Origin of the sequence: Microbacterium sp. ProA8 (assembly GCF_039905635.1) — a bacterium.
In the GTDB taxonomy this organism is placed as follows: domain Bacteria; phylum Actinomycetota; class Actinomycetes; order Actinomycetales; family Microbacteriaceae; genus Microbacterium; species Microbacterium chionoecetis.
In genome coordinates this window covers 2,289,077-2,313,295 of sequence record NZ_CP157000.1, presented here as the reverse complement: position 1 = coordinate 2,313,295, position 24,219 = coordinate 2,289,077, and the positions used below count along the sequence as shown (strand labels likewise).

Genomic DNA, 24,219 nt, shown 5'->3' with positions numbered 1-24,219 from the left:
CCCGTCAGTCCGGATCACGCGGCACGACACCCAGCCGATGGGCGAGGATCACGGCGTGGACGCGATCGCGTGCACCCAGCTTGGCGAGCACGCGCCCCACGTGGGTCTTCACCGTGGACTCGCTGACGAACAGCTCGGCGCCGATCTCGGCGTTGGTGAGCCCACGCGCCAGTGCGATGAAGACTTCGCGCTCACGCTCGGTGAGGTCGTTCAGGCGCTCATCCGCTGCAACCTCCGAAGGCAGGCGGTCGCCGAACATCTCGAGCATCCGGCGCGTGACGCGCGGCGCCAGCACGGCGTCACCGCCGTGCGCGGCCCGGATCGCGCCGGTGAGCTGGTGCGGGTGTGCGTCCTTGAGGAGGAACCCACTCGCTCCCGCGCGGAGCGCCGCGAACGCGTACTCGTCCAGGTCGAAGGTGGTCAGCACGACGATGCGGACGTGCGGATGCTGCGCCACGATGCGCCGCGTGGCTTCCAGGCCGTCCATCCGCGGCATCCGCACGTCCATCAGCACCACGTCGGGACGCGCGGTGTCCACCGCCGCCACGGCCTCGATGCCGTCCGCGGCGTCGCCGACGACGACGAGATCCGGCTCGGCCTCGAGCACGAGCCGGAATCCGAGGCGGATCAGCTGCTGATCATCGACGAGCAGCACGCGGATCGGCTCGGCGGACTTCGGCTCAGTCATGGTCGGCTCAGTCACGGTGGAGTCCGTCCCGGTCTGCTCGTTCATCGGCCGCGCCGTCCCGATCTGCTCGTTCATCGGCCGCGCCGTCGTGGTCGGCGCCGTCCTCATGCGATCCGGTGGGCAGCTCGGCGGTGAGGCGCCAGACGCCGGGCGCGGCAGGCCCGGCGACCACTGCGCCGCCGAGGGTGGCCGCCCGCTCCTGGAGCCCGCGCAGGCCCCAGCCCGCGCCCGTCGACTCCGCTTGGGGCTGGGCTCCGTCGTTCTCCACCACGATGCGGACACCGGTCGGCGAATACTCGGTGATCACCCGGATGAAGCTCCCGTTCCGCGAGTACCGGATGGCGTTGGTGATGGCCTCCTGCACGATCCGCAGGATCGCGAGCCGGTGGGCGGCGGGCACGTCGGGCTCACCGGAGACCGACAGTGTGGCGGGGAAGCCGGCCGCACGGGCCGCCTCGATGACGTCGTGGAGCGATGCCTCGAGGAGCGGGCCGAGCGGCGCCTCGTTCGCGGAGTCCGCGGCGCGCAGCACCCCGAGCATCATCCGCATCTCGGCGAGCGCCTCGCGGGCGGTCGCCGCCACCGCCCGGCTCGCCTCTCGCGAGCGCGCCGGATCCGCCGTGGCGTTCGCGCCTTCGGCGAGGGCCACGATGACGGTCAGCGAATGCGACACGATGTCGTGCATCTCCCGGGCGATGCGTGCACGCTCGGATGCGGCGGCGAGCGCGGCCTGCTGGTCCCGCTCCACGAGCAGCTGACGGGACCGGTCGATGAGGGCACTGAGATAGCGGCGGCGATTGCCGACGTTGATGCCGACGAGCGCACCGAGCAGAAGCATCACCACCGTCGTCACATCGACGTTGATCTGCGGGCCGGCCTGTGACGGCTGCGCGAGCACGAGCGCCAGGCTGTGCAGCGCGATCAATGCGGCAGCGCAGCCGAACGCGATCCAGCAGGCGCGCACGCCGCGGTAGACGGCGACGGAGTACATCGCGATGAGCGACACGGGGCCGCTCAGCGCCGCGGCGAGCGCGGCGTCCATCACCAGGACCGGAAGCAGGGTGATCGCGAAGACCGTCAGCGGCCAGCGTCGCCGCCACACCAGTGCGACGCAGCCGAGGAGCGCGAGCGCGATCCCGCTCCCGGTCGTCCACGGGTCGATCGGTTCCGGCAGCGATGAGCGGGCTACGACGGCCGGCACCGAGATGAGGAGCGCGACGACGGCGATCAGGATGTCGGTGCCGAGCGGATGCCGCGCCCAGAACCGCCGGAACACCCCAGGCGGCTTCGGCAGACGCAGCTCGTCCTCGGCCGGGAGGGACTCCCGGCCGAGGACGATGTCTGGGCGTTCGAGCACCGCTCGACTCTACGCGTCGCGTGTTTTCAGCACCGCGATGCCTCCGGCGATGGCGGCCACCGTCCACACGGCGAGCGTGATGAGTGCCGGCACGGGCTCCAGGACCTCCCCGGTCATGGGCGACCCCATGAACAGCGACTGGCCGGCGTTCGAGGGCAGGTAGCTGGCAGCGTCGTGGATCCACTGGAAGGAGTCGAGCCGGGGGAAGAAGAGCACGAGGATCGGGGCGACGAACACGAGTCCGATGCCGGCGGCCAGCGCGCCCGGACCGTTGCGGACGATGAACCCGATCCCCACGCCGATGACGGCGATGAGGGCGAGATAGACGGTCGCTCCCAGCAGCGGCATGAGTGAGCTGTCGGGTTCGCTGACGTCGAGAGCGCCCGTGGGCAGCACGGCACCCGATGCGACCGCGGCGACCGCGAACACGATGGCGCTCGTGACGAACATCGTGGCGGCGACGACGAGGGCCTTGGCGAACAGCGCTGCCGTGCGCCCCGGTGCAGCGGTGAGCGTCGAACGGATCATGCCGGTCGAGTACTCGCCCGTCACGGTGATCGTGCCGAGGACGACGGCGAGCAGCTGCGTCAGCACGGTGCTGAACACGACGACCTGCACCGCCTGCCGGTTCGCCTCTTCGACCGACATCGGCGGCATGTCTCCGGCGAAAGCCGCGAACGAGAACGCCATGAGGAGGCTGAGGCCGATGGAGACGACGGCCACGAGTCCGATCGACCACCAGGTGGAGCGGAGGCTCGTGAACTTGATCCACTCGGAGGCGACGAGACGCGCGAACGAGAGCCGGTAGGGCGAGCCGTCGACAGCGGCTTGCGTGGCGGTGGAAGGAGCGGGGGCGAGTGCGGTGGTCATCAGATGTCCTTCGTCTTGTATTCGACGTCGTCACCGGTCAGCCGGAGGTAGGCGTCCTCGAGGGTGCCGGATGCGGGGGTCAGCTCGTGCAGGGCGATGCCGTGCGCGAGGGCGAGATCGCCGATGTCATGAGCGGCGGCGCCCTCGACATCCATCACGCCCTCGGCCAGATGGGTGACGGTCACGCCGTCTCGGGCGACGAGCCGGGCGAGGTCCACCGCCCGCGGGGTGCGGATGCGCACCGTGGCGCGCGTCCACTGCCGCACGAGCTCGTCGACCGACGCATCGGCGAGCACCCGCCCGCGACCGAGGACGATGATGTGGTCGGCCGTGAGCGCCATCTCACTCATGAGGTGGCTGGACAGCAGCACGGTCTTGCCCTCTGATGCCGCGTGCCTGACGAAGCGGCGCACCCAGAGGACGCCCTCGGGGTCCAGGCCGTTGACCGGCTCGTCGAGGATGAGCGTCTTCGGGTCTCCGAGCAGCGCCGCGGCGATGCCGAGGCGCTGACCCATGCCGAGCGAGAAACCGCCCGCGCGCTTGCGCGCGACGGAGCTGAGCCCGGTGATCTCGATCACCTCGTCGACGCGCCGGCGAGGGATGCCGTGGGTCGCGGCCATCGCCCGGAGATGGTTCTGGGCGCTGCGGCCGGTGTGGACGGCCTTCGCGTCGAGCAGCACGCCGACCTCCGTCAGCGGGGACTGCAGGCGACGGTAGTCACGGCCGTCGACGGTGACCCGACCGCTGGTGGGCCGGTCGAGCCCGACGATCATCCTCATCGTGGTCGACTTGCCGGCCCCGTTGGGACCGAGGAACCCGGTCACCCGGCCCGGTTGGACGGTGAAGCTGACGTCCTGGACGGCGTGCTTGGCTCCGAAGCTCTTGCTCAGACTCTCTGCGACGATCATGACTTCGACGCTACGCAAGACCCTCCCCGGGCCGCGTCGGCCGCAGGGAGGGTCTTGGAGGGTGGCGACTGGTACCTGGGTACCACGCCCGTGGTGCGCTACTGGGCGTCGCGGTCCTGCACCGAGAGCGCCCGCTCGACGCCCGCGAGGTTCTCGGCGACGAGGCGCCGGAGCGCCGGGGCGGCGTCGCCGTTCGCCTCGAGCCAGGCGCGCGTGGCGTCGCGCAGCGCGACGTTCGCGAGCGGCGCGGGGTAGAGGCCGACGATCAGGTACTGCGCGATCTGGTAGGTGCGCGAGTTCCAGAGCGGCAGCAGCGCGTCGAAGTAGCGCCCGACGAAACCATCGAGCAGCTCGCGGCCGGCGGGGTGCACGAACCCGGCGGCGGCGGCGCGCACGATCGTGTTCGGCTGGTCGTCGCTGTCGACGAGCGACGACCACGCGGCGGCCTTCGCCTCAGCCGTCGGGAGCGCGGCCTTCGCCTGGGCGGCGAACTCGCCGCCCTTGGCGGTGTTGTCGTCGGCGAGGGCCGCGTCGATGTCGGCGGCGGTCACGACGCCGCCGGCGGCGAGGGACACGAGCAGCTGCCACGACAGGTCGGTGTCGATCGCGAGGTCGGCGAACGTCACCTCACCGTCGCGCACCCGACGGACCTTTTCCCACTGCCCCGGCGTGGCGGCGGCGGAGGCGAAGGCGGTGACGAACTGCAGCTGGCTGTCGCTGCCGGCCTCGGCGGCCTCGGCGAGCTGCCACAGCGCGTCGGCTACATGCGCACGGGTGGTGTCGCGCTTCTCGGGCGCGACGTACGAGTTCGCCGCGAGCTGCAGCTGGGCGAGCGTCGTGCGGACCGTGGTCGACTCGGTCTCGGCACCGATGTTGCGCAGCACCAGGTCGACGTAGTCGGAGGCGGATGCCTCGGCATCCCGTGTCTGGTCCCACGCGGCACCCCACACCAGCGACCGCGCGAGCGGGTCGGTGATCTTGCCGAGGTGGTCGATCGCGGTCTGCAGCGACTTGTCGTCGAGACGGATCTTGGCGTAGGCGAGGTCCTCGTCGTTGAGGAGCACGAGCGCGGGGCGCTTGCGGCCCTTGAGCTCGGGCACCTCGGTGAGGTCGCCGTCGACGTCGAGCTCGACGTGGTGCACGCGCACCAGCGCGTCGCCGTCGAGGTCGTAGAACCCGACGCCGAGGCGGTGCGGGCGGATGGTCGGGTAGTCGGCCGGGGCGGTCTGCACGATCGCGAAGCGTGTGATGGTGCCGTCGACATCCGTCACGATCTCGGGCGACAGCGTGTTGACGCCCGCCGTCTCGAGCCACTTCTTCGACCACGTCGACAGCTCACGCCCACTGGTGATCTCGAGCTCGGACAGCAGGTCCGACAGCTCGGTGTTCGACCACTCGTGCTTCTTGAAGTAGGCGCCCACGCCGGCGAAGAACTCGTCGATGCCGACCCACGCGGCGAGCTGCTTGAGCACCGAGCCGCCCTTGGCGTACGTGATGCCGTCGAAGTTGACCTGCACGTCTTCCAGGTCGTTGATCTGCGCGACGACGGGGTGGGTGGAGGGGAGCTGGTCCTGGCGGTACGCCCAGGTCTTCTCCATCGCGTTGAAGGTCGTCCACGCCTCGGTCCACTCGGTGGCCTCGGCGGTGGCGATCGTCGACGCCCACTCGGCGAACGACTCGTTGAGCCAGAGGTCGTTCCACCACTTCATGGTGACGAGGTCGCCGAACCACATGTGGGCGAGTTCGTGCAGGATCGTGACGACGCGACGCTCCTTGACGGCATCCGTCACCTTCGAGCGGAACACGTACGTCTCGGTGAACGTCACCGCGCCGGCGTTCTCCATCGCGCCCGCGTTGAACTCGGGCACGAAGAGCTGGTCGTACTTCGCGAACGGGTAGGCGTAGTCGAACTTCTCCTCGAAGTACGCGAAGCCCTGACGCGTCTTGTCGAAGATGTAGTCGGAGTCGAGGTACTGCCAGAGGCTCTTGCGGCCGTACACACCGAGGGGGATGACGCGGCCCGACGAGCTCGTGAGCTCCGAGAACGTCGCCTCGTACGGGCCGGCGATGAGCGCCGTGATGTACGACGAGATGCGGGGAGTGGGCTCGAAGCGCCACGTCGCGGTGCCGTCGCCGTGCTTCTTCGGCTCGGGGGTGGGGGAGTTGGAGACGACCTTCCAGGGCTCCGGCGCGGTGACCGTGAAGGCGAACGTCGCCTTGAGGTCGGGCTGCTCGAAGACGGCGAAGACGCGACGGGAGTCGGGCACCTCGAACTGCGAGTAGAGGTAGACCTCGTCATCGACGGGGTCGACGAAGCGGTGCAGGCCCTCGCCGGTGTTGGTGTAGAGGCAGTCGGCGTCGATGACGAGCTCGTTGTCGGCGGCGAGACCGTCGAGGGCGATGCGCGAGTCCGAGAAGGCGGCCGCCGGGTCGACGGACCGGCCGTTGAGGGTGATCTCGCGCACCCCGCGGGCGATCAGGTCGATGAACGTCGCGGCACCCGGCGTGGCGGTGAAGCGGACGACGGTGCGTGATCCGAAGACCTCGGCGCCCTTCGTCAGGTCCAGCGCGATCTCGTAGGACTGCGTCTCGACGATCGCGCGGCGCTCCTGCGCCTCGATGCGGGTGAGGTTCTCTCCAGGCACTGCTGTGGCTCCCATGGGTGAGGATGACGGATGATCTCGATAAGCCCGTTGCGCGGACGCTCGATCCGGCGGCCGCCATCAGCGCTGCTGGCACCGATGACAACCGTCCCAGCCTATGCCAGCGATCGGGGAAAGCACCGATCGGGTGACGGAATCCCGCGCGCCGGGTGTCAGGATGGAGGGGTGACTTCTCCCGAGCAGCACGTCGTCCCGTTCGCCTCACCGGCCGCAGCATCCGGCGCTCCCTATGTGGAGCAGGCCGTCGCCTACGACGGCCTCCTGCTCGCCGGGTTCGGCGGTCCTGAGGGGCAGGACGATGTCATCCCGTTTCTCCGCAACGTCACGCGGGGGCGCGGCATCCCCGACGAGCGCCTCGAAGAGGTCGCCCACCACTACCGCCACTTCGGCGGGGTGAGCCCCATCAACGCGCAGAACCGCGCCCTGAAGGCCGCGCTGGAGGCGGAGCTCGCCACCCGCGGCATCGACCTTCCGGTGTACTGGGGCAACCGCAACTGGGCGCCGTACCTCGACGAGGCGGTGACGGATGCCGCAGCCGCCGGCGACACCAGGCTGCTCGGTCTGGCGACGAGCGCCTACTCGTCGTTCTCGAGCTGCCGGCAGTACCGCGAGGACTTCGCGCGGGTGCTCACCGAGACCGGGCTCGACGGCACCGTCACCATCGACAAGGTGCGGCAGTTCTTCGATCACCCCGGCTTCGTGCAGCCCTTCGTCGACGGCGTGCGCGATGCGGTGAGCGGATTCCGGGCCGACGGCATCGCTGCGGAGGCCGTGCGGGTGCTGTTCTCGACGCACAGCATCCCGACGGCGGATGCCGAGCGCTCCGGCCCGCGCGAAGGCGACGAGCAGCACCGCGATCTGGGCGAGGGGGGCGCCTACGCGGCCCAGCACCTCGCCGTCGCCGAGGTCGTCATGGCCGCGGTCGCGGCCGAGGTGCCTGGCGCCGACCGCGTCGCGTGGGATCTCGTGTACCAGTCGCGCTCGGGCCCGCCGAGCCAGCCGTGGCTCGAGCCCGACGTCAACGACGTGATCGCCGAGCTTCCGGCTGCCGGCGTGCAGGCGGTGGCGATCGTGCCCCTCGGCTTCATGAGCGATCACATGGAGGTCCTGTGGGACCTCGACACCGAGGCGATGGATGCCGCGGCCGAGGCGGGCATCCGCGCCGTGCGCACGCCGACCCCCGGTGTCGACCCGGTGTTCGTCTCGGGGCTCATCGATCTCGTCCAGGAGCGGCTGAACGGCACGCCGGCAAGCGAGCGCCCGCACGCGACGGACCTCGGACCGTGGTTCGACGTCTGCCGCCCGGCGTGCTGCGAGAACGTGCGCGCGGGGTTCAAGCCGGCTGCGGCCGGCGTCGCGCCCTGAGCCGCGGACGACACGTCCCGTCGGCCGCGCGCGGAGCCGCGGCATCCGTCCTCGTCCCCTCTCGCCCTGCCTAGGATTGAGCCCATGCGCATCCACATCGCGACCGACCACGCCGGCCTCGAGTTCTCGACGCAGCTGCAGCACCATCTCGCCGCGGCGGGTCACGAGGTCGTCGACCACGGGCCGCTCGACTACGACCCGCTCGACGACTACCCGGCGTTCTGCATCCGCGCCGCGCAGGCGGTCGTCCGCGACCAAGCCGCCGGCATCGAGACGCTCGGCGTCGTCTTCGGCGGTTCGGGCAACGGCGAGCAGATCGCTGCCAACAAGGTGCGCGGGGTCCGCGCGGCCCTGGCGTGGAGCATCGCGACGGCGGAACTCGCACGCGAGCACAACGACGCGAACGTGATCGCGATCGGTGCCCGCCAGCACACCTTCGACGAGGCGACGACGTTCATCGACCGCTTCATCGCGACCCCGTTCTCGGGCGAGGAGCGCCACGCGCGACGCATCGCACAGCTCGCCGCGTACGAGGAGGACGGCGCGCTGCAGCCCGACCCGCGCGCGACCCGACAGCCCGACGTCCTGGCCGCCGACGACAGTTCGTTCGACCCCGAAGCCGGCTGACGCGATGCCCGAGGGCCATTCCGTCCATCGCATCGCCCGCCAGTTCGACCGCAACTTCGTCGGCCGCGCCGTCACCGCGTCGAGTCCGCAGGGCAGGTTCGTGGAGGGTGCGGCGGTCATCAGCGGCCGCACCGCCACGAGGGTGCGCGCCGTCGGCAAGCAGATGTTCCTGGAGTTCGACGACGATCTCTGGCTGCGCGTGCATCTCGGCATGTACGGGGCGTGGGACTTCGCCGGAGAGATCGTCGTCGACCCGACGATCGCCTCGGCCAATGGCCGAATGGGTCAGACCAATCAGCGCGGAACCGACCTCGGCGAGCCGATCCTCGACAGCGCGGGCGAGAACTCGCTGACTTCGATCGGCGCCCCGCGACGTGCTCGCGTGCACGTGCGGATGTCGGAGCAGACCACCGGTCTCGCCGACGAAGGAGAGGAATGGCCGCCTCCCGTGGTCGGGCAGGTGCGCCTGCGGCTGCTCACGGACGTCACCTGCGCCGATCTGCGGGGCCCGACCGCCTGCCAGCTGCAGACGCCCGACGAGGTCGCCGCGACCATCGCGAAGCTCGGCCCCGACCCTCTGGTCGATGACGTCACGGAGGGGGAGGAGCGGTTCGCGTCGGTGGTGCGCCGCAAGCCCACGTCCATCGGCCTGCTGCTCATGGACCAGAACGTCGTCAGCGGCATCGGCAACGTGTACCGCGCCGAACTGCTGTTCCGCGCACGCCAGAATCCCCACACGCCGGGACGCGACGTGCCCGAGGACGTGGTCCGCGGGATCTGGCGCGACTGGGTGCGGCTCATCGCGATCGGCGTGGAGACCGGTCAGATGATGACGATGGACGACCTGGACCCCGACGCCTACCGCAAGGCGATGGCGAGCAGGGACGACCGGCACTGGGTCTACCACCGCGCCGGGCTGCCCTGTCGCGTGTGCGGCACCGCGATCGTGGTCGAGGAGGTCGCCACCCGCAAGCTCTACTGGTGCCCCTCCTGCCAGGCCTGACGCCGCGACGAGAGGCTCCGCGGCGCGAATAGGCTGAGTCCATGCGCCAGAACCCGAGCTTCGCGATGTCGGATGTCGGCGAGATCCGCCGGCTCATCGAGCAGAATCCCTGGGTCACGCTGGTGAGCGCCACCGACGCCGGGCTCGTCGCGTCGCACTACGCCGTGATGCTGGACCCCGACCGGGACGACCTGACCGTCGTGGGCCACGTCGGCAAGCCCGACGATCTCATCCACGGCCTGGGCGAGCGCGAGCTCCTCGTGGTCGTGCAGGGGCCCCACGGGTACATCTCGCCCGGCTGGTACGGCGACACGCAGAGCGTGCCCACCTGGAACTTCGTCTCGGCGCACCTCAGCGGCGTCCCCGAACTGCTGACGCCGGAGGAGAACCTGGACGTTCTCGAGCGTCTCGTCGCCCGCTTCGAGAGCGGGATGCCCGAGCCGCGGCTGATGTGGGCGCCTCCCAACGACCCCGACTTCGTGCGCCGGCTGGAGAAGGGCACGGCGGGGTTCCGCCTCACGCCGAGCCGGGTCGTCGGCAAGCGCAAGCTCAGCCAGAACAAGGCTGATGAGATCGTCGAGACCGTCATCGTCGAGCTCGAGGCGGGTGCGAGCCCATACGCCGATCCACGGCTACCCGCAGAGATGCGCCGCGACTTCGAGACCCGGAAGGCCGCACGGTGACGCTCGCTCGCGGCGACGTCCCCGACGTCATCGCGAACGCGCGGCTGACCGGTTCCGACCGCAGCGACCCCTTCGGCTCAGAACCGGTGGACGTCCATCTCGCGGAGGGACTGGTCGTCGACATCGCGCCTGCCGGTGGGCTCCCGCGGCAGGGCCTCGTGCTCGATGCCGGCGGCGGGTGGGTCATCCCCGGCCTCTGGGACCACCACGTGCACACCGTCCAATGGGCGCTGTCCGCCCAGCGCGTCGCGCTCGGCGGTGCGACGTCCGCGGCCGAGGCGGCCGCCCTCATGGGCGAAGCCGAGGCGCTGCCGGACGGCCGCCGGGTCGGCGCCGGCTTCCGCGACGCGTTCTGGACGGACGCGCCGGATCTCGTGGTCCTCGACGCCGCGACCGGCGAGGTGCCGACCTACCTCATCAATGCCGACGTGCACAGCGTGTGGCTCAACAGCGCCGCCCTCCGACGCGAGGGCTTCACGCCCGACGGCGCCGGCATCCTTCGTGAGGAACCCGCCTTCGAGATCTCGCGGCGGCTCAACGCCGTCGACGCGTCGGTGTCGGATCCGCTCGTCGGTCGTATGGCGCAGGATGCCGCTGCCCGCGGCGTCGTGGGACTCGTCGACCTCGACATGGCGTGGAACGAGGACGCCTGGGCACGCCGCCTCGCCGGCGGCTTCGACGCCCTGCGGAGCGTCTTCGGGATCTACCCCGAGTTCCTCGACCGGGCGATCGCCGAGGGCCTCCAGACCGGCGATGTCGCCCGCGGCGCCGGGTCCGATCTCGCGCGCGTGGGCGGGCTCAAGGTCATCACCGACGGCTCGCTGGGAACCCGCACGGCGGCGACCTCGCACGCGTATCCGGGCGACCCGCACAACCACGGGCTGCTCACGGTCGATCTTGCGACGCTGGTCGACCTGATGACACGTGCGACCGCGGCCGGCATCGGCTCGGCCATCCACGCGATCGGCGACGTCGCGAACTCGCATGCGCTCGATGCCTTCGCCGCGACCGGCGCCTGGGGCTCCATCGAGCACGCGCAGCTGGTCGCCCACGCCGACATCCCGAGGTTCGCGCGCCTGGGCGTCGCCGCGAGCGTGCAGCCCGAGCACGCGCTCGACGACCGGGACCTGACCGACAGGGTCTGGGCCGGCCAGACCGCGCAGCCCTACCCGCTGCGCGCCCTGGCCGACAGCGGCGCGAATCTCCTGTTCGGGTCGGACGCGCCGGTGACACCGCTCGATCCGTGGGCGGGGATGGCGTCGGCGGTGTTCCGCACGCGCGACGGCCGCGACGCCTGGCAGCCCCAGCAGCGCGTGGATGCCGCCACTGCTCTCGCGGCATCCACCCGCGGCGGCTCTGCCGTGCCCGCGCGTGTCCAGCCGGGCGACCTCGCCGACCTGGCCGTCTGCGGGCGCGACCCGCTCACCGCCGACGAGACAGAGCTCCGCGGCATGCGCGTCGACGCCACGCTGCTCGGCGGGCGCCTGACGTATCTGGCGTAAAGCCCTCCCTGCCGGCGGGGGTCTTCCCCCGTACGGGTTCGGGAGGGGGTCGGATGCCGCGGCGACGGCGTCGTCGCGAGGCTGGAGGCATGACCTTCACCTCGTCCACACCGCGCGCCCCGCAGCCGCCCGCTCCGCCGTCGATGGCGCCGCCGAGCGCGACGCCACGCCGCAGGCGACGTCGGCGCCTCATCATCACGCTCATCGCGATCCCGCTCGCGGTCATCGCCCTGCTCATCGCCGCCGGAGGAATCTGGTTCGCGACCAACGCGGTGCGCAAGACGCCTCCCGCCGCCGGGACCATCGACTTCGGTGCCCCGCTCGCGATACCGCCGCTGGCGCCCTCCCGCGTCGAGAACGGCGTGCGGGTCTTCGAGCTCACCGCACAGGAGGGCCGGTCGTCGATGGTTCCCCAAGGGGAGACGCCGACGCTCGGCTACGACGGCGCCTACCTCGGGCCCACGCTCGTCGCCGAGAAGGGCGAGCAGGTGCGGGTCGACGTGACCAACGGCCTCGCGGAACCCACGACCGTGCACTGGCACGGCATGCACCTGCCCGCAGCCATGGACGGCGGTCCCTACTCGCCGATCGCCGCGGGCGGCATGTGGCAGCCCGCGTGGACGATCGACCAGCCGGCCGCGACGCTCTGGTACCACCCGCACCTGCACGGCCGCACGCAGGAACAGGTCGACGCGGGTCTCGCCGGGATGTTCCTGGTGCGCGACGATGCGGAGGCCGCGCTCGCCCTGCCCCGCGAGTACGGCGTCGACGATCTCCCGGTGATCGTGCAGGACCGCTCGTTCAGTGCCGACGGGTCGTTCGCGGGCGGACTGGGCATGCAGTTCGACGGCGTGCTCGGCGACACCATCCTGGTGAACGGCACCGTCGCGCCGTACCTCGATGTCACGACCGAGCGGGTGCGCCTGCGGCTCCTGAACGGCTCGAGTGCGCGGATGTACGACTTCGCCTTCGCCGACGGCCGCGAGTTCTCCCTCATCGGCACCGACGGCGGCCTGCTCGAAGCGCCGGTCACGGCGACGGACATCCCGCTGTCGCCGGGGGAGCGCGCCGAGATCGTGGTTTCCATGAAGCCGGGGGAGCGCGTCGTGCTGCGGTCTGAGGCGCCCGACCCGGCGCTCAACGCGGGCTCGGCCGGCTTCGACGTGATGGAGCTGCGGGCCGCCGCATCCCTCGCGGACTCACCGGAGGTGCCGTCGCGACTCGCGAGCCTGCCGACGGCTGATGCGAACAGCGCAGCGGCAGAGCGCGAGTTCGTCATGTCGGGCCACGACATCAACGACCGCGAGATGGACCTCGACCGGGCGGATGTCGTCGCGACGGTCGACACCAGCGAGGTCTGGACCGTGCGGAACAACAATCCGCTGCCGCACTCGTTCCACGTCCACGACACGCAGTTCCGGATCCTCAGCGTCGACGGCGCCCCGCCGCCCGCCCGTCTGGCCGGGTTCAAGGACACCATCGCGCTCGAGCACGACCGCGAATACCGGCTTCTGGTGCGGTTCGACGACTACGCCGATCCGACCACCCCGTACATGTATCACTGCCACCTTCTGTGGCACGAGGACCAGGGCATGATGGGACAGTTCCTGGTCGTCGAGCCGGGCCAGCAGCCCGACCTGAAGCGTCCTGAGGGAGACACCGATGACCGTCACGACCACTGAGCCAGCCCCGCTGCAGCCGGACGCGTCCAGACCCGTCACCGGGTTCTGGGCGTCCTACGGGCGAGCCTGGATCCGCACGCCGGGCAGCGCCGTCTACCTCCTCGCGGTCTTCGTCCTGGCGATGCTTTCGATCAGCGTGCTGGCGCCGTTGTTCTGGACGAGCGTCGGCCTGCTCGTCATCCTGATCGGTCTGCCGCTGGGGGTGCTGACGCTGCTGATCGCCCGTGGCTTCGGCGTCGCGGACAGGTTCCTGCTGCTGCTGACCGGCCTCCCGGAGATCCCGGAGCCGGAGTGGAACCGCGACACCACCGACAGCACGGGCTTCTGGATGACGCTCACGCGTCCCATCCGCAACGGGCACTACTGGCTCTATCTCGTGCACGGGATGATCGTGAACCCGATCGTCAGCACCATCTCGTTCGCGCTGACGACGGTGTGGCTGAGCATCGGCCTCGGCGGCCTCACCTACTGGTTCTGGGGGCTGTTCCTGCCCCGGGGCTGGAACGACGACGGCTCCGGCGGCGAATGGGGTCAGTACGTCGCCGACTACGTGCCGTGGCTGTTCGGCGGCTGGTCGAGCTGGGCCGTCGAGGTCACGCTCTACCTCATCGCCGGCATCCTCTTCACGGCCACGATGCCGTGGGTGCTCGGCGGGCTGGCGCGGGGCCACCACGCCATCGCCCGCGGCATGCTCGGCCGCTGGAACTCGGATGAGCTCGCCGCCGAGGTGCGCGCCGAGGCGGCCGCCCGGGGTGCCGCCGTGCACGCCGAGGACGTCGCCCTGCGTCGCCTCGAGCGCGACATCCACGACGGTCCGCAGCAGCGCCTGGTGCGGCTGCAGATGGATCTCGCGGCGCTGGAGCGTCGAGCCGAGTCAGGAGACGCGGATGCCGCCGCCGAGCTGGCGCGCGAAGCACGCGGTCATGCCAAGGCGGCGCTCGACGAGCTGCGTGCGCTGTCCAGCGGCGTCGCGCCACCGCTGCTGCAAGACCGCGGCCTGTCCGCCGCGCTCGACGCCCTGGTCACCACGTCCCCACTGTGGGTGCAGGCAGAGATCGATCCGGCGATCGACCACGCCGTGAGCCCCGAAGTCGCGCGCACGGTGTACTTCGTCGTCGCCGAGCTGATGACCAACGCCGTCAAGCACTCCGGTGCGACCGCCGCGACGGTGCGCGCCTCGCTCCGCCGTAACGCCACGGGGGCGCCCACGCACCTCGACGTGTGGGTCGTCGACAACGGCCGCGGCGGCGCGGTCATCACGTCGGGCCACGGCCTCGAGGGGCTCCGCGAGCGCCTCGCGGGCCTGCGCGGACTGCTCGTGGTCACGAGCCCCGTCGGCGGCCCGACCTCGGTCGGTGCGCACATCCCGCTGGCGGTCGCGCCGTGACCGATGCCTATCCTGAGGGGATGGCCGCATCCTCCGACACCGCACCGCTGCGGGTCGTCCTCTTCGAGGACTCCGTCCTGCTCCGCGAAGGTCTCGTCCGCCTGTTCGGCGAGGCCGGTTACACGACCGCGGGGGCATGGGGCGATGCGCAGGATGTTGTCGAGCGCGTGCGTGAAGCGCGTGCGGACGTCGCCATCCTCGACGTCCGGCTGCCCCCGGGCTTCCGCGACGAGGGCATCCGCGCGGCGCTCGCCGTGCGGGCGGCGCTGCCGCAGGTGGGCATCCTGGTCCTCAGCCAGTACGTCGAGGGCGTCTACGCCCGCGAGCTCCTCGCCGGCGGGGAGGGAGGCGTCGGCTACCTCCTGAAGGACCGCGTGACGTCACTCGATGAGTTCACGGATGCCGTCCGCCGCGTCCGCGAACGCGGCACGGTGCTCGATCCGCTCGTCGTGCAGGGCCTGCTGTCGGCACGGCCCGATCCGCTGGCGACGCTCACGCCGCGTGAGCGCGACGTGCTCACGCTCATGGCTGAAGGACGCAGCAACGCGAACATCGCGCAACAGCTGTTCATCGGCGTCGGTGCGGTCGAGAAGAACATCAGTGCGATCTTCGCGAAGCTCGGACTCGAGGAGTCGGGCACCGAGCATCGCCGGGTGCACGCCGTCCTCGCCTTCCTGCAGCATCCGTGATCACCGGTCGTTGAGCGAGCGAAGCGAGACGAAACGCCCCGGACTTCGATGAGAATTCCAGGGCGTTTCGTCTCTGCGTTTCGACTCGCAAGCTCGCTCAACGACCGCGTTCCTCGCTCGCTCAACGAGCGAAGATGCTCACTCGGCGAGGTGCGCGAAGAGGAACCAGCGGTCCTTCTCGAGGGACTCCTTGATGCCGATCGCGATGTCCTGGCTCGTCAGGTCGAACTCGTCCAGCCCGTCGATCGCCGCCTGGACGTCCGCGATGACGGTGTCCATGTCGGTGATCACGTTGCGGATGAGCGCGTCCCACTGCGTGAAGCCGGCGGGCACGGTCGTCGCGGTCTTCTGCGCCACCGTGCTGACGCGGGCGTCCACGGGCAGGCCCAGGGCGACGATGCGCTCCGCGGCCTGGTCGGCGCCGTCCTGCGCGTGGGCGACGACGGAGTCGAGGAGCTCGTGGATCGCGATGAAGTTCGCGCCGCGCACGTTCCAGTGCGCCTGCTTTCCGTTCACGGCCAGGGCCTGCAGGCCCAGGACGACGGGGGTGAGGAACTGCGCCGTCGCGGCGGCGACGTCGGGGTTCGCTGCGGTTGCGGGGGTGGTCTGGGTGTTCGTCATATCTGTCGCCTCCATCGTGCGGAGGGTCGCTCAACTCGGCGTTCGCCCTCCAGTGACTGCAACGCTACTCAGCGGGAGTCATTCCGCAAGCAAGACAAGGCTGGGCTAAACCGGCGAATCCGCGCTGCGGGTGCGGGCCGGACGCGCGACAGCGGCTAACGTCGATTCGTGCCTTCCGCCGATCACGACCTCGGACCGCAGCATCTGAGCGCTCCCGCCAAGACCGTGACCCGCGAGCCCCGCGACCGCTCGCCCGAACACGCGGAGCCGTCCCGGTTCATCCCGCACGTGCAGGGGCTGCGCGCCATCGCCGTGCTCTTCGTCGTGCTGTACCACTTCTGGCCCGGCCGCCTCACCGGCGGCTACATCGGCGTCGACATCTTCTTCGTGATCTCGGGCTTCCTCATCACGGCGCATCTGATGCGCGAGCTCACGGCCACCGGCACGGTGAAGCTCGGGCAGTTCTGGGCCCGGCGCGCACGGCGCCTGCTTCCGGCATCCCTCCTGGTCCTGCTCTTCTGCGCGATCGTGGTGATGTCGCCGTACCTCATGCCGACCTCGGCGCTGCCGAACGAGGTGCGCGAGATCCTCGCGTCGACGTTCTACGTCGAGAACTGGTATCTGGCGCTCAACTCGGCGGATTACCTGAACCACGCCGGCTCGCCGACCACGGTCCAGCACTACTGGTCGCTGTCGCTCGAAGAGCAGTTCTACGTGATGTGGCCGCTCATCATGCTGCTGGCGGCGTGGATCGGCGTGAAGTGGTTCCGGGGCGAGCGCCGCCGCACCGTCATCGCCGCACTCGGCGTCGTGACCGCGGTGTCGTTCGTGTTCTGCGTGGTCTTCACCATCACGAACCCGGCACCGGCCTACTTCGTCACCTTCGGGCGGATGTGGCAGTTCGGCGTCGGGGCGCTGGTCGCGCTCGTGCCGCTGCTGCGCGTGCGCAACGCGATCGGCAGCTTCGTGCTCGGCTGGGCGGGCATCCTGATGCTGCTGTACGCGGCCTTCACCTTCGACGGGCAGACCCCGTTCCCCGGGTACATGGCGGCACTGCCCACGCTGGGCGCGGCCGCAGTGATCGCCGCGTCCAACACGGACCGCTGGTGGTACCCGACCCGCCTCCTCGCGGTCCGTCCCGCGCAGTTCGTCGGCGACATCTCGTACTCGCTGTACCTCTGGCACTGGCCGCTGATCGTCATCGCGCCGTCGGTGCCCTTCTGGGGTCTCACGATCTACCACCGCGTCGCCCTGCTCCTGCTGTGCTTCGTGCTCGCGTGGCTCACCAAGCGCTTCGTCGAAGACCCCGCACGGGGCTGGAAGGTGCTCACCTCGCGGCCCGCGCGCGTCACACTGTGGTCGTCGCTCGCGGCGATGATCGTCGTCGCCCTCGTCGCCGGCACCGCGTGGCTCGTCAACGCGCCGCTGTACAACCAGGGCACCCGCGACATCGCGACGCTGCAGCAGAACCCGCCGGAGTGCTTCGGCGCGGCATCCGTTCTCGATGCTTCCTGCGCCGACGCAGACTTCGGGGACCAGATCCTGCCGGCGCCGGGCTTCGCCGGCATCGACCGTCCCGAATACCCGCAGTGCTTCGTGCAGCTCACCGACGCCCGACCGGTGTCGTGCACGTTCGGCTCGGACGACCCCGAGGCCCCGAGGGTCGCGCTCGTGGGGGACAGCCACGCATATCAGCTGCTGTCGACGTTCCAGCGCATGGCCGACGAGAACGGCTGGCAGCTCGTGACCTGGTTCAAGGGCGCCTGCCCCTGGAACACGACACCGCTCTCGACGCCCGGCGCCTTCGGCGCGGCGTGCACCGAGTGGCGCGACCGCGTCCAGAACGCGATCGACGATGCCGACCTCGATGCCGTGTTCACCGCGGCGATCGCGACCACCCCGTACTCCTCGGCCGGATACGACTCGGCCCATGACGCCGCCGTCGCCGGCTACCGGGAAGCATGGAGCACGGTGACCGATCGCGGCATCCCCGTCATCACCGTGGTCGACAACCCGGTCTGGGAAACCGACCCCAACAAGTGCCTGCGTACGCGCGACGCGTCGGAGTGCGAAGGCGCCCGCTCCGATGTGCTCGTGGAGGACGATCCGCTGCGGGACGCGGCATCCGGTCTCGACGCCGTGACGCTGCTCGACTTCACCGACGTGTTCTGCGAGGAGGACACGTGCGCACCAGTCGTGGGCGGAGCGAACATCTATCGCGACCAGGACCACCTCACCGTCACCTTCGCCGACAGCCTCGCACCCTGGTACACCGAGGCCATCGAGGCGGCGCTCGCGAATAGGGTCGGGTCATGACGATCGCAGCCGAAGCCTCCGTCCTCGCCGCCGCGGGCAGGACGCCCGACCTCCACCCCACGTCGTTCGTCGCCGCCGGCGCGCGCATCGTCGGGGAAGTCACCCTCGGTCCGGGTGCGAGCGTCTGGTACAACGCGGTGCTCCGCGCCGACGGCGACACGATCACCGTGGGGGCCAACAGCAACCTGCAGGACAACGTGTCGGTGCACGTCGATGCCGGCAGTCCGGTCGTGATCGGAGAGAACGTGTCGGTCGGGCACAACGCCGTCGTCCACGGCTGCACGATCGGCGACGGGTCGCTCATCGGCATGGGCGCGGTGGTGCTCAACGGCGCCAGGATCGGCGCGGGATGCCTCATCGCCGGCGGGGCGGTCGTGCTCGAGGGATCCGACATCCCGGACGGCTCCCTCGTCGCCGGCGTGCCCGGCAAGGTGCGGCGCAAGCTGACCGATGACGAGCGCGCCGGACTGCTGCGCAACGCCGAGCACTACCTCGCGCACGTGCAGGAGCACATCGAGGCCCGCCCCCTCGTCTGACGCAGGGCGCTTACGCGCGGTGCGCGGGTGCGGGCGTCACTCGCCCGGCCGTGCCGGCGGATGATGCTTGCCGCGGTGCACCTCGTAGAGCCGCACGTGCCCCGGCCAGGCCGGGTCGTTCTCGATCGGCAGATCGTCCATGAACAGACGGATGACGTGCGCCAGCTGTCCCGGATGGCTGAAGTTGATCGCGTGCGCGGCGCCCTCCAGCATCACGACGAGCACATGGCTGTCGGTCTGGCTGGCGATCTCGTCGACGCGGTGCGCGTGCGGCAGCAGCGGGTCGCGCTGCCCCAGCACGACGAGCGTCGGAATGCGCATCTCGAGCAGCCGCTGGAGAGACGGATACTGCGTGAGCGAGCGGAACATGCGCACCGTGCTGGGCACGCCGAAGCGCACGTAGTCGGGAACCGCGACGCGCGCCATCCTGACCGGCTCTCGGGGGGCGTCCTGCGACAGCTGCTTCATCGCCCGGCGCAGCGGCTGATTGAAGAGGCCACCGGCGGGGGAGACGAGCACCGCCCGGTCGATCCGCTCGGGGTACCGGTGCGCGAACTCGATGATGACCGGGCATCCCATCGAGTTGCCGACGAGCGTCGCCTTCTCCACGCCCCGATCGTCGAGGAAGTCGAGCGCGGCGCGAGCGAGGTCCGGGATGTCGAGCATGTCCCTCCGCTTGCCGCTGCGGCCGAAGCCGGGGAGGTCCGGGACGTACGTGTGGAACTCCTCCGCGAGCATCTCCGCCGTCGGCAGCAGGTAGCGGCCCGAGAGGCCGAACCCGTGCACGTGCGCCATCACGCGGGGATCGCGCGACGGCCGCGGCGACTCGCGGTAGAAGACGTCGACGTCGTCGATGCGCGTCCACTTCTCGGTGAGGCTCGATGCCGCCCGGCGCGGCAGCTTGCGCGGCTGTGGCGGACCGGGTGCCGGTTTCCGGTTGCTCATCACGCCTCCTGGAAGAGCGGGAACGGTGCTGCTGTCAGTCTGCCCGCTGCGGCGCCCGACGCAAGAGCGCGGACCGCCGGAACAGGAGGAAGGCCGCAGCGGCCGCCCCTTCCGCCGTCGCCCGCGCTCCCAGCACCGTCCTGTGCGCGATCCGCGCCGGCCAGTATGGTTGGCCCCGTGGGGGCCTGTGAGGAGCGCCTGGATCCCGTCGGCTGCCGGCTCGACGTCGTCGTCACCCTGCTGGAAAGGCAGGGGCAGGTGGGGCTGACCGCGCTCGTCGTCGCGCTCATCTCGGCTGCCGTGGCGACGGTGCTGGCAGTGGCGGCACTGCGGGCATCGTCGGCTGCGAATCGGCTGGCCACCCAGAACGTGGACCTCATCCGCCGTTCGGAGCGGCGGCGACTGGTCGATGCGCTCGAGGCCTACAGGGCATCGCGAGCCAAGGACATGGGTCTCGGGCAGCGCAGCGGCATCCGGCACTACCTTCCGCTCGCCCGAGGGATCATCGCCGAGATCGACGAGCCGAACGCGGAGGTGCTGACGGACTGGCTGACGACGGCGATCGACACGATCATCGACGATCCCGATGAGGCGGAGCGCCGAACGGATCGGCACCGACTCCGCATGGAGTTTCCTCCCGTGGCCGCCTCGTGGTTGAGCCACCCGGAGAAGTTCCGTCCCCAGCCCTTCCTCCGAGGATCCGAGCGGCAGGCTCGCAGTCTCGGGGCCGGCGATGGGCCGGGATGACCTCTCGGACGGCATCCACACGAAAGCCCCTCGTGGGCGGCCTTCGGCCGGTCTCGAGGGGCATGAGAGGGGATGACGGGAATCGAACCCGCACCATCAGTTTGGAAGACTGAGGCTCTACCATTGAGCTACATCCCCGTGCGCCCGCGAACAGGCACCGCTCAATCGTAGTACATCCCGGCGGTCAACCTTTTCCGACCCGCAGTCCCGACGCGCGGCTGAGGGAAGGACCGCGGCGATGGAACGCACGGGCAGGCAGGTGGTCGAAGCGCTCGTCGCGACGCTCAACGCCGGCGATATCGGTGGAATGGACGATCTGTTCCACGACGACGCCGTGATGGACTGGCCGCAGTCCGGAGAGCGCATCGTCGGCGCCGAAAATCGCCGCGCGATCTATGGAGCGTTCCCGCAGCTGCCGAGCATCTCGCCTCGGAGGCTCAACGGCGAAGGCGACCTGTGGGTGCTGGAGGCCGATCTCGACTACGGCGACGGCGACCCCTATCAGACGGTCTTCCTCTTCGAGATGCGCGATGGTCGCATCGCCAGAGAGACGGCGTACTGGACGAAGCCGTTCCCGGCGCCCACCTGGCGTGCCGCCTGGGTGGAGTCGATCTGAGGCCCGCGCAGGTAGGGCCCGGGCGGGTCGGCTAGACTTCTCGGGGCCGAAAGGCGCACGCACGCGTGCGAACCCGCCCGGGGCGTAGCTCAGCTTGGTAGAGCGCCCGCTTTGGGAGCGGGAGGCCGCAGGTTCAAATCCTGTCGCCCCGACAATCACGGCCCTCAGAATTCCGAACCCAGACCTTCAACTGCCGCGTCCTCGCGCGGTCCGATAGAGGAGAAGTACAGGCATGGTGAACAGCACCGTCGAGAAGCTCAGCCCGACCCGGGTGAAGCTGCACATCACGGTCAGCCCCGACGAGCTCAAGCCGTCGATCAAGCACGCGTACGAGCACATCGCGCAGGACGTGCAGATCCCCGGCTTCCGCAAGGGCAAGGTGCCCGCTCCGATCATCGACCAGCGCATCGGCCGCGTCGCGGTGCTGGAGCACGCCGTCAGCGAAGGCCTCGACACGTTCTACCGTGAGGCCGCCGCGTCGCACGAGCTGCGCGTGCTCGGCCGCCCGTCGGCCGAGGTCACCGAGTGGCCGAACGAGAAGGACTTCTCGGGCGACCTCGAGGTCACCGTCGAGGTCGACGTGCGCCCCGAGTTCGACCTGCCCGCGTTCGAGGGCACGACCGTCGAGGTCGACGCCATCGAGGTCGACGAGGCCGCCATCGACGAAGAGCTCGACCGTCTGCGCGCCCGCTTCGGCACGCTCGTCACGGTCGACCGCCCCGCGGCCACCGGCGACTTCGTCGAGCTGGACCTCGTCGCGACCATCGACGACGCCGAGATCGACCGCGCCGAGGGCGTGTCCTACGAGGTCGGCTCCGGCGAGCTCCTTGAGGGCATCGACGAGGCCATCGAGTCGCTCACCGCCGGTGAGGACACCACGTTCCGCTCGAAGCTCGTCGGCGGCGACCACGCCGGCGACGAGGCCGAGGTCTCGGTGACCGTCAAGGCCGTCAAGGAGCGCGAGCTTCCCGAGGCCGACGACGACTTCGCTCAGATCGCGAGCGAGTTCGACACCATCGCCGAGCTGCGCGACAGCCTCAAGGAGCGCGTCGGTCAGCAGGGCGCCTTCTCGCAGGGCTCCGCCGCGCGCGACAAGCTCATCGAGGTGCTGCTCGAGAAGGTCGAGATCCCCGTGCCGCCGCAGCTCATCGAGGACGAGGTGCACAACCACCTCGAGGGCGAAGGCCGCCTCGAGGACGACGTGCACCGCGCCGAGGTCGCCGAGGCCAGCGAGAAGCAGTTCAAGACGCAGATGCTGCTCGACAAGATCGCCGAGACGGTCAACGTCCAGGTGTCGCAGGACGAGCTCACGCAGTACCTCGTGCAGTCCGCCGCCCAGTACGGCATGGCTCCGCAGGAGTTCGTGAACGCACTGCAGGAGGGCAACCAGCTGCCCGCCATGATCGGCGAGGTCGCCCGCAACAAGGCCCTGGCCGTCGCGCTCGGCAAGGTCACCGTCGTCGACACCAACGGCAACCCGGTCGACCTCAGCGGCTTCGTCGCCACCGAGGACGAGGCCGCCGACGAGGAAGACGTCGTCGAGGAGGCGCAGGAGATCGCGGATGCCGCAGCCGACGCCGACGCCGTGATCGAGGCTGAAGAAGCCGCGGCGCCTGCGAAGAAGGCGCCCGCCCGCAAGCCCGCCGCCAAGAAGGCCGACGCCGACGCCGACGCGGCGCCGGCCGAGAAGCCGGCTGCGAAGAAGGCCCCGGCCAAGAAGGCTCCGGCCAAGAAGGCCGCTGCCGACAAGGAGTAATCGCTGCGACTGCAGTGATCGGGGGACGGATGCCGCGGCATCCGTCCCCTTCTTCATCGAGGAGGAACCGTGCACGACGACTGGGCCGCGCGTATCGAGGCCGTCTGGAACGATGACGCGCTCAGCGACGAATCCCGGGTCGAGCGGATCGACGCCCTTGCGGTCGAGCGGCCGGTCGGCGACCCGGTCGCGCTGTTCGAGCGTGCCGGCGCGCGGGATTCCGCGGGGCTCGAGGCGGACGCCGCCCCGCTGTATCGCGCCGCCCTCGACGCCGGACTGGACGACGTGCATCGGCCGCGGGCCGTGATCCAGCTCGCGAGCACACTGCGCAATCTCGGGCGTGCGCACGAGTCGGTCGAGATGCTGCGGGCGGAGCTGTCCCGCGAGCCCGCTTCGCCCCTGCACGACGAGGCATCGGCGTTCCTGGCGCTGGCGCTGGCGTCGCTCGGGCGCGAGCGGGAGGCGGCATCCGTCGCCCTGCGAACCCTCGCCCCGCACCTCAGTCGCTACACGCGCTCGGTCGCCGCCTACGCCGACGAGCTGAGCGCGGGCACCGCCTGATCTGCCCAGGGCGAACACGGGCGGGTCGCTCGTGACGCGCCGGTAGATTCGATGGCGACCCAAGGAAACAGGAGTACACATGGCCGAACCACTTGTCGCGACCAGCGTCTTCGACAGGCTGCTGAAGGACCGCATCATCTGGCTGGGGTCGGAGGTGCGTGACGACAACGCCAACGAGATCTGCGCGAAGATCCTGCTTCTCGCCGCTGAGGATTCCGAGAAGGACATCTACCTCTACATCAACTCGCCCGGCGGGTCGATCACGGCCGGCATGGCGATCTACGACACCATGCAGTTCGTCCCCAACGACATCGTGACGGTGGGCATCGGCATGGCGGCGTCCATGGGGCAGCTGCTCCTGACCGCCGGCACGAAGGGCAAGCGCTACATCACGCCGAACGCCCGCGTGCTGCTGCACCAGCCGCACGGCGGCTTCGGCGGCACCGCGAGTGACATCCAGACGCAGGCCCAGCTGATCCTCGACATGAAGAAGCGCCTCGCCGAGATCACGGCGTCCCAGACAGGCAAGACCGTCGAGCAGATCAACGCCGACGGCGACCGCGACCGCTGGTTCACCGCCCCGGAGGCACTCGAGTACGGCTTCGTCGACCACATCCGCGACTCGGCACTCGACGTCATCGGCGGCGGCGGCACCGCCGTATCCGCGAGCTGACGGCACCCGAAGGCGAAAGAGAGA

At 70.3% G+C, this 24,219-nt stretch carries 22 protein-coding genes and 2 tRNA genes; 16 read left to right on the top strand and 8 right to left on the bottom strand.

Annotated elements, in window-relative coordinates; genetic code table 11:
- Window positions 1-4: 4 nt before the first annotated feature.
- The 5 genes from ABG085_RS10165 to pepN all read right to left on the bottom strand — a co-directional run bounded on the left by ABG085_RS10165 (window position 5) and on the right by pepN (window position 6,468).
- Window positions 5-688, bottom strand: coding sequence for a response regulator transcription factor (locus tag ABG085_RS10165; RefSeq protein ID WP_347975628.1), 684 nt, complete (start codon window positions 686-688; stop codon window positions 5-7).
- A gap of 7 nt (window positions 689-695) precedes the next feature.
- A complete protein-coding gene (locus ABG085_RS10160) occupies window positions 696-2,045 on the bottom strand; it encodes a histidine kinase (RefSeq protein WP_347975627.1) in 1,350 nt (449 codons plus the stop codon).
- 9 nt (window positions 2,046-2,054) lie between these two features.
- Window positions 2,055-2,915 (bottom strand): ABC transporter permease, encoded by an 861-nt coding sequence (locus tag ABG085_RS10155; protein ID WP_347975626.1) that lies wholly within the window; start codon window positions 2,913-2,915, stop codon window positions 2,055-2,057.
- Window positions 2,915-3,823, bottom strand: a complete 909-nt coding sequence (locus ABG085_RS10150; RefSeq protein ID WP_347975625.1) for an ATP-binding cassette domain-containing protein — start codon at window positions 3,821-3,823, stop codon at window positions 2,915-2,917. Before ABG085_RS10150 ends, ABG085_RS10155 begins: the two co-directional genes overlap by 1 nt.
- Before the next feature lie 98 nt (window positions 3,824-3,921).
- On the bottom strand, window positions 3,922-6,468 hold the full coding sequence (gene pepN, locus ABG085_RS10145) for an aminopeptidase N (RefSeq protein WP_347979166.1): 2,547 nt from the start codon (window positions 6,466-6,468) through the stop codon (window positions 3,922-3,924).
- A gap of 183 nt (window positions 6,469-6,651) precedes the next feature.
- Between pepN and ABG085_RS10140 the strand changes: the two genes are divergently transcribed.
- The 8 genes from ABG085_RS10140 to ABG085_RS10105 all read left to right on the top strand — a co-directional run bounded on the left by ABG085_RS10140 (window position 6,652) and on the right by ABG085_RS10105 (window position 15,424).
- Entirely contained in the window at window positions 6,652-7,851 is a 1,200-nt protein-coding gene (locus ABG085_RS10140; RefSeq protein ID WP_347975624.1) for a ferrochelatase, read from the top strand.
- Window positions 7,852-7,935: 84 nt separating this feature from the next.
- Window positions 7,936-8,478 carry a ribose-5-phosphate isomerase gene (locus tag ABG085_RS10135; RefSeq protein WP_347975623.1) on the top strand — a complete coding sequence of 181 codons (543 nt, stop codon included), beginning with the start codon at window positions 7,936-7,938 and terminating at the stop codon, window positions 8,476-8,478.
- Window positions 8,479-8,482: 4 nt separating this feature from the next.
- Entirely contained in the window at window positions 8,483-9,481 is a 999-nt protein-coding gene (locus tag ABG085_RS10130) for a DNA-formamidopyrimidine glycosylase family protein (protein ID WP_347975621.1), read from the top strand.
- A gap of 41 nt (window positions 9,482-9,522) precedes the next feature.
- Complete coding sequence (locus ABG085_RS10125; RefSeq protein WP_347975620.1) at window positions 9,523-10,164, top strand: FMN-binding negative transcriptional regulator; 642 nt, start codon at window positions 9,523-9,525, stop codon at window positions 10,162-10,164.
- A complete protein-coding gene (locus ABG085_RS10120; protein WP_347975619.1) occupies window positions 10,161-11,666 on the top strand; it encodes an amidohydrolase family protein in 1,506 nt (501 codons plus the stop codon). The genes ABG085_RS10125 and ABG085_RS10120 overlap by 4 nt, the downstream gene beginning before the upstream one ends.
- 89 nt (window positions 11,667-11,755) lie before the next feature.
- Entirely contained in the window at window positions 11,756-13,348 is a 1,593-nt protein-coding gene (locus tag ABG085_RS10115; RefSeq protein WP_347975618.1) for a multicopper oxidase domain-containing protein, read from the top strand.
- Window positions 13,329-14,735: a sensor domain-containing protein gene (locus ABG085_RS10110; RefSeq protein WP_347975617.1), complete on the top strand. Its 1,407-nt coding sequence runs from the start codon at window positions 13,329-13,331 to the stop codon at window positions 14,733-14,735. The genes ABG085_RS10115 and ABG085_RS10110 overlap by 20 nt, the downstream gene beginning before the upstream one ends.
- 20 nt (window positions 14,736-14,755) lie before the next feature.
- The gene (locus ABG085_RS10105; protein ID WP_347975616.1) at window positions 14,756-15,424 is read left to right on the top strand and encodes a response regulator transcription factor; all 669 of its coding nucleotides are present in this window, start codon (window positions 14,756-14,758) and stop codon (window positions 15,422-15,424) included.
- A 138-nt stretch (window positions 15,425-15,562) separates the two neighbouring features.
- Here the strand turns inward: ABG085_RS10105 and ABG085_RS10100 are convergent, their stop codons facing one another.
- Window positions 15,563-16,045 carry a DNA starvation/stationary phase protection protein gene (locus ABG085_RS10100; RefSeq protein ID WP_347975615.1) on the bottom strand — a complete coding sequence of 161 codons (483 nt, stop codon included), beginning with the start codon at window positions 16,043-16,045 and terminating at the stop codon, window positions 15,563-15,565.
- A 168-nt stretch (window positions 16,046-16,213) separates the two neighbouring features.
- Here ABG085_RS10100 and ABG085_RS10095 point away from each other — a divergent pair, with 168 nt between their 5' ends.
- Window positions 16,214-18,361 (top strand): acyltransferase family protein, encoded by a 2,148-nt coding sequence (locus ABG085_RS10095; RefSeq protein WP_347975614.1) that lies wholly within the window; start codon window positions 16,214-16,216, stop codon window positions 18,359-18,361.
- Window positions 18,358-18,897: a gamma carbonic anhydrase family protein gene (locus tag ABG085_RS10090; protein ID WP_347975613.1), complete on the top strand. Its 540-nt coding sequence runs from the start codon at window positions 18,358-18,360 to the stop codon at window positions 18,895-18,897. The genes ABG085_RS10095 and ABG085_RS10090 overlap by 4 nt, the downstream gene beginning before the upstream one ends.
- 36 nt (window positions 18,898-18,933) lie before the next feature.
- Here ABG085_RS10090 and ABG085_RS10085 read toward each other — a convergent pair whose 3' ends face one another.
- Entirely contained in the window at window positions 18,934-19,842 is a 909-nt protein-coding gene (locus ABG085_RS10085; protein ID WP_347975612.1) for an alpha/beta fold hydrolase, read from the bottom strand.
- A gap of 177 nt (window positions 19,843-20,019) precedes the next feature.
- On the opposite strand from ABG085_RS10085, the gene ABG085_RS10080 reads away from it, so the two are divergent.
- A complete protein-coding gene (locus ABG085_RS10080) occupies window positions 20,020-20,589 on the top strand; it encodes a hypothetical protein (protein WP_347975611.1) in 570 nt (189 codons plus the stop codon).
- Window positions 20,590-20,656: 67 nt separating this feature from the next.
- On the opposite strand, the gene ABG085_RS10075 is transcribed toward ABG085_RS10080, so the two are convergent.
- Window positions 20,657-20,727 (bottom strand) — tRNA-Gly (locus tag ABG085_RS10075).
- 100 nt (window positions 20,728-20,827) lie between these two features.
- Between ABG085_RS10075 and ABG085_RS10070 the strand changes: the two genes are divergently transcribed.
- The 5 genes from ABG085_RS10070 to ABG085_RS10050 all read left to right on the top strand — a co-directional run bounded on the left by ABG085_RS10070 (window position 20,828) and on the right by ABG085_RS10050 (window position 24,195).
- The gene (locus tag ABG085_RS10070; protein WP_347975610.1) at window positions 20,828-21,205 is read left to right on the top strand and encodes a nuclear transport factor 2 family protein; all 378 of its coding nucleotides are present in this window, start codon (window positions 20,828-20,830) and stop codon (window positions 21,203-21,205) included.
- Window positions 21,206-21,283: 78 nt separating this feature from the next.
- Window positions 21,284-21,357 (top strand) — tRNA-Pro (locus tag ABG085_RS10065).
- Between the two features lie 83 nt (window positions 21,358-21,440).
- Complete coding sequence (tig, locus tag ABG085_RS10060) at window positions 21,441-22,961, top strand: trigger factor (RefSeq protein WP_347979165.1); 1,521 nt, start codon at window positions 21,441-21,443, stop codon at window positions 22,959-22,961.
- A gap of 69 nt (window positions 22,962-23,030) precedes the next feature.
- Complete coding sequence (locus tag ABG085_RS10055; protein WP_347975609.1) at window positions 23,031-23,522, top strand: tetratricopeptide repeat protein; 492 nt, start codon at window positions 23,031-23,033, stop codon at window positions 23,520-23,522.
- A gap of 79 nt (window positions 23,523-23,601) precedes the next feature.
- The gene (locus ABG085_RS10050; protein ID WP_194415272.1) at window positions 23,602-24,195 is read left to right on the top strand and encodes an ATP-dependent Clp protease proteolytic subunit; all 594 of its coding nucleotides are present in this window, start codon (window positions 23,602-23,604) and stop codon (window positions 24,193-24,195) included.
- The last annotated feature ends 24 nt before the right edge of the window (window positions 24,196-24,219 follow it).

What these genes read in the sequence shown, in the direction of transcription:
- ABG085_RS10165 (WP_347975628.1), bottom strand. Translation starts at nt 688, where the DNA reads ATGACTGAGCCGAAGTCCGCCGAGCCGATCCGCGTGCTGCTCGTCGAT.
- ABG085_RS10155 (WP_347975626.1), bottom strand. Translation starts at nt 2,915, where the DNA reads ATGACCACCGCACTCGCCCCCGCTCCTTCCACCGCCACGCAAGCCGCT.
- ABG085_RS10150 (WP_347975625.1), bottom strand. Translation starts at nt 3,823, where the DNA reads ATGATCGTCGCAGAGAGTCTGAGCAAGAGCTTCGGAGCCAAGCACGCC.
- ABG085_RS10135 (WP_347975623.1), top strand. Translation starts at nt 7,936, where the DNA reads ATGCGCATCCACATCGCGACCGACCACGCCGGCCTCGAGTTCTCGACG.
- ABG085_RS10130 (WP_347975621.1), top strand. Translation starts at nt 8,483, where the DNA reads ATGCCCGAGGGCCATTCCGTCCATCGCATCGCCCGCCAGTTCGACCGC.
- ABG085_RS10125 (WP_347975620.1), top strand. Translation starts at nt 9,523, where the DNA reads ATGCGCCAGAACCCGAGCTTCGCGATGTCGGATGTCGGCGAGATCCGC.
- ABG085_RS10115 (WP_347975618.1), top strand. Translation starts at nt 11,756, where the DNA reads ATGACCTTCACCTCGTCCACACCGCGCGCCCCGCAGCCGCCCGCTCCG.
- ABG085_RS10110 (WP_347975617.1), top strand. Translation starts at nt 13,329, where the DNA reads ATGACCGTCACGACCACTGAGCCAGCCCCGCTGCAGCCGGACGCGTCC.
- ABG085_RS10105 (WP_347975616.1), top strand. Translation starts at nt 14,756, where the DNA reads ATGGCCGCATCCTCCGACACCGCACCGCTGCGGGTCGTCCTCTTCGAG.
- ABG085_RS10100 (WP_347975615.1), bottom strand. Translation starts at nt 16,045, where the DNA reads ATGACGAACACCCAGACCACCCCCGCAACCGCAGCGAACCCCGACGTC.
- ABG085_RS10090 (WP_347975613.1), top strand. Translation starts at nt 18,358, where the DNA reads ATGACGATCGCAGCCGAAGCCTCCGTCCTCGCCGCCGCGGGCAGGACG.
- ABG085_RS10085 (WP_347975612.1), bottom strand. Translation starts at nt 19,842, where the DNA reads ATGAGCAACCGGAAACCGGCACCCGGTCCGCCACAGCCGCGCAAGCTG.
- ABG085_RS10070 (WP_347975610.1), top strand. Translation starts at nt 20,828, where the DNA reads ATGGAACGCACGGGCAGGCAGGTGGTCGAAGCGCTCGTCGCGACGCTC.
- ABG085_RS10050 (WP_194415272.1), top strand. Translation starts at nt 23,602, where the DNA reads ATGGCCGAACCACTTGTCGCGACCAGCGTCTTCGACAGGCTGCTGAAG.